4 protein-coding genes are annotated in these 6,000 nt (G+C 30.1%); all 4 read right to left on the minus strand.

Annotated features, from left to right (window positions below; genetic code table 11):
- Positions 1-325 precede the first annotated feature (325 nt).
- The 4 genes from HMPREF3264_RS05395 to HMPREF3264_RS05405 all read right to left on the minus strand — a co-directional run bounded on the left by HMPREF3264_RS05395 (position 326) and on the right by HMPREF3264_RS05405 (position 5,754).
- Positions 326-901, minus strand: a complete 576-nt coding sequence (locus HMPREF3264_RS05395) for a Fic/DOC family protein (protein ID WP_070872301.1) — start codon at positions 899-901, stop codon at positions 326-328.
- Entirely contained in the window at positions 901-1,059 is a 159-nt protein-coding gene (locus HMPREF3264_RS12785) for a hypothetical protein (protein WP_176746821.1), read from the minus strand. Before HMPREF3264_RS12785 ends, HMPREF3264_RS05395 begins: the two co-directional genes overlap by 1 nt.
- 349 nt (positions 1,060-1,408) lie before the next feature.
- Positions 1,409-2,389 carry a sphingomyelin phosphodiesterase gene (gene sph / locus HMPREF3264_RS05400; RefSeq protein WP_176746822.1) on the minus strand — a complete coding sequence of 327 codons (981 nt, stop codon included), beginning with the start codon at positions 2,387-2,389 and terminating at the stop codon, positions 1,409-1,411.
- Between the two features lie 215 nt (positions 2,390-2,604).
- Positions 2,605-5,754, minus strand: coding sequence for a DEAD/DEAH box helicase (locus tag HMPREF3264_RS05405; protein ID WP_070872305.1), 3,150 nt, complete (start codon positions 5,752-5,754; stop codon positions 2,605-2,607).
- Positions 5,755-6,000: the final 246 nt, after the last annotated feature.

Below are 6,000 nucleotides of genomic sequence, written 5' to 3' on the forward strand. Positions count from 1 at the left end.
ATCTGTTATGAAAGTAATGTATATCCAGAATATTTTCACGCAATAAATCATGTTGCTAGAATGATTGAATTAGAAATCCCACTAAACAACCTTTAACTAACTATGAAGTTATAACAACATTTTTTCTATTATTCTATACCTATTAAATTAACAACTACTAACTTCAAGTCAAAAAAATAGGGAGCTATATTAGAAATCAATTTGAACTTTGATCTCCGTATAGCTCCATTTTTAATTATAGAAAGCAAATAATAAAACATTTATATTACTTTCTGTTTAGTAATGCGTTTCATTAGAAATAGAAAAATTATCTATTCGCAAATATTCAACTTAAAAACAGTGTATCGTCAAATATTTTAATTAATGCATCTTCATTCCAACTAGATTCTCTCATTGCTTCTAAGTAACTTTCTCGATCTAACAAATCAGTACGCCACTCATATCCTTTTAACTTAGCAATTTCTTTAATTATTAATCTAATTGTTCTTCCATTACCTTCACGAAAAGGATGAATCATATTCAACTCTGTTTTATAATAAGTCAGTTTCTCTGCTGCAATCTTTATATCAGACCATTCATTTTCTAATATAAAATTTTCGATTAATTTATTTATATGTGTATTAATATACTGTGGTTCACAAAAATGTGTATTTTCTTTCATAAGACTTACATCTCTAAACTCACCAGCAAAACTGTATATTTTTTCAAATAATTTTTTATGCAATAACTTAATTGAACTTATCGTTAATGGAAATAAAAAGTCGTATCCCTCTGCTTCCATTAAACCTTCAGCAAAATAAAAAGCAACTTTCTCAAGTCGCTCTAATTCATCTATTGTTTTAGCACCAAGTAAGTTTGAATCTATTAGATATTCATCCTGAAACGTTGCTTTATACTTCATTATTTAAACGCAATTTTACGAATCAGTTCATTCGTAATTTCTTTCTTATTATTAATAGCATAAAGTATTTGCTTTTGTTGTTCTTTTGTTACTGTCATACCTTCAAGCGAGAGATTTTTAGCGATTTGTTTATTAACTTTCGAATCAATTGTAATCACTTTATCGCCTCCTAATAGTAATATTATACCACAGTTACAATTAACTTATCGACAAGTAAAAATCGCAATAAATCTGATACCTTTTTATAAGTTTAGTATTTTTCAGAATCTCTTGTAGTGTGTTTATACGTATCGTTTGATGAAGCGGTGCTTTAATAACTATTGAATTTAATTTTAGGTTTAAACCAAAATGTACAAATTCTTTAAATTTAATTAGAGTTTTTAAGGACTGATAAGTTGGGATTTAGTAAAAAAGGAGCTATATAAGAAATCAATTTTGAATTTTGATTTCCATATAGCTCCCATTTTAAGTATTGAGAACTAAAAATTTAACGCCCATATAATAATATTAATTTGATGCATAAGCAGAAAGTGGATAATGGTCTGAATAGTCGTTATATTTGTAAGTCTTGCCCCATGATTTCACAGACCATTCTGGTGCCTTCGTTTTGTGTACATAATTATGCCATGAGCTTGGTTGTGCATGGTCTCGATCTAGTAAAATATAATCTAAATGTTGCGGTTCTAATTTAGGATAATTATATTTCGCAATGCTGTTGCTTTGTGTATCCCAACTATAGGGATTACCCTCAAATTGTGTTGGCAATGAAACGTTCAAGTTATCAGACATTTGCTGATATTCATCTGAACCTTTAATGACATTTAAATCACCGCCGATATATACGGGTTCATTTTTAGGAATATGTTTATCTTTAATAAATTGTTTGATTTCATTCATTTGGCTCTCTCTAATGCTTTTGTCTTTTCCTTTCATACACGTTGGATCTTCGGCTTGAAGGTGCGTTCCGATAATATGATGGTATTTACCGTTTTTATTAATTTTAATGTAAGCAAAGCCTTTATTACTTAGCTTGTCAGCACCACAACCATCTTTGTAAATATGTTGTTCTTGTTGGACGATAGGCCATTTACTTACGATACCAACACCACCGCTCACTTGTTTTACTTTTCTATAAGAACCAGATGTTTTTTGCCAACCTTCTGTACCTTTACCAACAATAGGCGTCTGATAAGGATATTGTGATTTTAAATTTGTTAAAAGTCGAGTGGATGCTTTTTTATCAAATAATTCATTAAAGATTACGACGTCTTGACCTTGTATATAATCAGCCTTTGAAATTAAATCAGCGCGCTGAGCTTGTCCCCAATTGGGATATATGGCTGTAGGCAAGAAATAAACGTTATGTGTTGTGATTTTAAGACTGTCTTCAGGATTGCGTTCTTTAGCATATGTAATTGACGAAAATACTAATAATAAACTGCTTAATACGAAAATCGTAGTTATTATACACTTGCGTGACCAGTTCAAATACCTCATTGATACACCTCATTTCATTTGATGAAACGATTGTAACAAATGAAATTGTGCTATTTTCGAAAATTACTATATCTAAATAAAATTTTAATAAAAAATTAAAATAATAAGGATGCTGTTAGAAATTGAGTGTTATTTAAATGAAAATAAGTGTATTGATTAATGTTGTATGTCGCAACTTTAAGTAACAAATTTATAAAACATCGCGCCTATTCAAATGTGTTTAATTCTTTGTATATGATTTCATAAAAAGGTTTGGATTGTATTCTTGACATATCACCAATAACATAAAATTCTTTTTTAGCTCTTGTCACAGCAACATTAAGTAAATTAGGTTTTTCACATGACCAATTTACTGCGCCTTCTTGTGTTTTATCGGTGCCCACTACAAAGTATACTTTCTGTGCTTCTTTTCCTTGGAAAGTGTGAACTGTGCCGATAGACTTATTAGCCCATTTATTAACCGCTTCTTTGTCCATATCTAACATGTCTGGTAACTTTTGTTTTACTAAAGATTTAACTCGCATTTGTACAGCTGAAAACGGTGATATGACAAATGAACTCGGCTCATTTTTACCTTCTATTAATGCTTCTCTCCAATCATTCGCTAATAATTCAGTCACTTTCTCACCATGTTCTTTAACATATTGTTTGCTAGAAGCTTTACCTATCACATGGTACCAGCCTGCTTTACCTTCTTTTTTAATATTACTAGGTAAAACCATCTTATTATCATAGGCAATTTGATTTGCGATAGTGAACATTGGATTTAAACAACGTCTATGGACCCATAGTGGAATACCTATCCAACTTTTTTGTTCATCATCCGTACTATCACCTTTCCAAAATCCATATTTATTTGCATTATCAGCTACAGATTGAACTGAAGCTTCTTTAGATAACAAGCGTTCTGGGATATTATAGCTCTTTCTAATATTATCAATTAAATGACTTTCAAGTGTAACCACTGGTTCTATTTGTATTGGATCACCTACTGCAACTACTTTCCTAGAGCGATATAAAGCACCAACAGCAGCTTGTGGTACAGCTTGCCCCGCTTCATCAATAAATAAGTAATCAATAAAATCTTTTGGTACGCCTTGGTACATCGATTTAAAACTTGCAAATGTAGTACTTACAACTGGGAATATCAAATGCATTACATTCCACGCGTTATATACCACTTCAGGTTTAGAATCTATTAACTTACGTCGGTTTTTAAAATCATTTAATGAAAAATATATTGTTTTATAATTAGCAATTAACAATAATTTGTGTAATATCATTGCTCTTAAGAAAAGCATTGCTCGATGATACTGTAACGCATCACTTGTCCATAAGTTAGAAACTTGTCTCTCATCATAATTTTTATCAATCCAAAAATCTTTCGATGGAATAGCAATTTCAGAATTCATACGATACTGATCAAATTGTTGAACAGCTTCATCATTCTCTTTTAGTTGTTCTTGTAGTGCGATAATTTGTTTGGATAATTTATCCTTTTCTTTAACCTTTTTTGATAATTCACTTTGCTTATCTTGTTTAGCTTGTTCTATATCTAACTTTTGGTCTAATAGTCGTTTTTTCTCGTCAAAGTGTTGTTGTGATTGTTCATCAGTTTCTGAACTAAATATTGATTTAAGTTTATTAACAATACCTTTTTGTTGTGTAATTTCTAGATATTCATTAATAATTTCTAACTTTCTATCTTTATCATTCATTTGTTTGTCAAATTGATTTATATTTTCTTGGATTTTATCAATATCATTTTCTAATATTGCTAGTTGTGAATGAGCTTTTTTCTCACTTTCCTTTAAAGCCTTTTCTTCAGATAAAGATTTTTCAAATTTCTTGTATACATTAAATGCTTCAATCGACTTCTCTTTTAATGTTTTAACTTCTTTCAATTCATCTAAAAAAGCTTTCTTTTGTTTTTTCCATTGTTTCATGAGTTCGTTATACCCTATATTCTCAAACTCATTTTGTAGCATTTTTGATAAACCAACTGACTTATCGTCTGTTTTTAACAAATGTTCCATGACTTCGCTAATATTTTTACTTTTACCAAACACACCAGAAAATAGCCCCCATGCGCTTTCACCAATTAAGTCTTCAGCTATACTTGAAAAGCTTTCTAATTCTCTAACTAGCGTTGCATAATCACTTTCATAATCAGGAAATGCGCAATCATTTGGATTTCGAATAATTTCTTCTATTTTAGGTAAGTCTTTAGAAATATTTTCTACTGCACCATTATTACTAGAAGCAACAACCATTTTATATTTTGCAATATCATTTTTTAATAAATATACGGGTTTCTCATCGGTTTCATGAATTTTAGTTGGTTCAAAAGCATGTTTAGGGTTATCTAATTGTGTTAATGCTTTAGCGCGTTCAACGACAAAGTGAGCAAATATATCCTTTAATAAGGTAGTCTTACCTGTGCCAGGTGGACCATTTACTGAACTAATTGGGTCTTCATTATTAATTATTTGATTTACAGCTACTTGTTGCATCAATGATAAGCTAAATTCAGTTTGTGAAGGCCAACGCCCATCAGGTAGGTTTGACGGGTGCAAGAATTTTTCAATTTGTTCTTTATTTTCATCTATTACAATACGTTGTTGATCCTCCAGCCCCTCAATGTATTTAACCAATGTTTGATTAGGAGATTTTCTGGCCATTTCAATATCACTGATAAAGAAGCTATTAAACTCTGGTGTAGGTAGTTCCTTTTTTCCTACAAATTCAATCGCTACATAGTGTTGAAATAATCTGTCTTCATTTGTTTTTAAAACTGAAAAATATTTGTCATATACACGATCCATTTTTTCTAACTTTTGCGCATTTATTGGTTGATCAGCTAAAATTTCTTTCACTTTTTGTAAAAACTTTTCCAAAGAGTCATTAAATTTTGTTTCAATATCAGCACTTTTATCTTGTTCAATTTCTTTCAAAGCACTCATAATCATTGGAACGTGTATAGAATCTAATATGACGTTTCCATTCTCATCTGTATTAAATGTATAACCATAGCAATGTGTAGCATTGGGGTTGAAAATTTCAGAATGGCTGTTAAAAATATCTTGAATCTTCAGATTTATTTGGTTATATCGAAAACAGTTTCTATAAAATTTATATACGCGGTCTCCTTGTTTATTCATTTCATCTGAGATAATAAATCTTTCATCATTCCATATATCATAGTACTCATCAAAACTATGTAATTGAACTTGTTGAACATTATTCTTAAAATGTTTCTGCGAAAGCAAATCATCTGTGGTATAGCTCACTTCACCAGGATTTAAAGACTCAATCAACAACCATGCTGATAACGTATCATTAACTAACTGTCCCAAAATTATCCCACCCTTAGATATTATTATTTTATACTTATGCTTATTCTAACAAATAAATTATATATATAAGAGGATCTACTAAAAATACTATAATTTATTTTAATACAGAGTTGTAAATACTATTTTAACTTAAAAAGACTATTGAAATGCTTATGAGGCGCACTTTCAATAGTCCTTAATCTATTTATTCAGTTGTATTCAGAGTGGGAGTGCGAGAGAAATATAATTTAGCAAAATTATTTTCGT

Source organism: Staphylococcus sp. HMSC62A08 (assembly GCF_001839105.1).
Taxonomy (GTDB): domain Bacteria; phylum Bacillota; class Bacilli; order Staphylococcales; family Staphylococcaceae; genus Staphylococcus; species Staphylococcus caprae.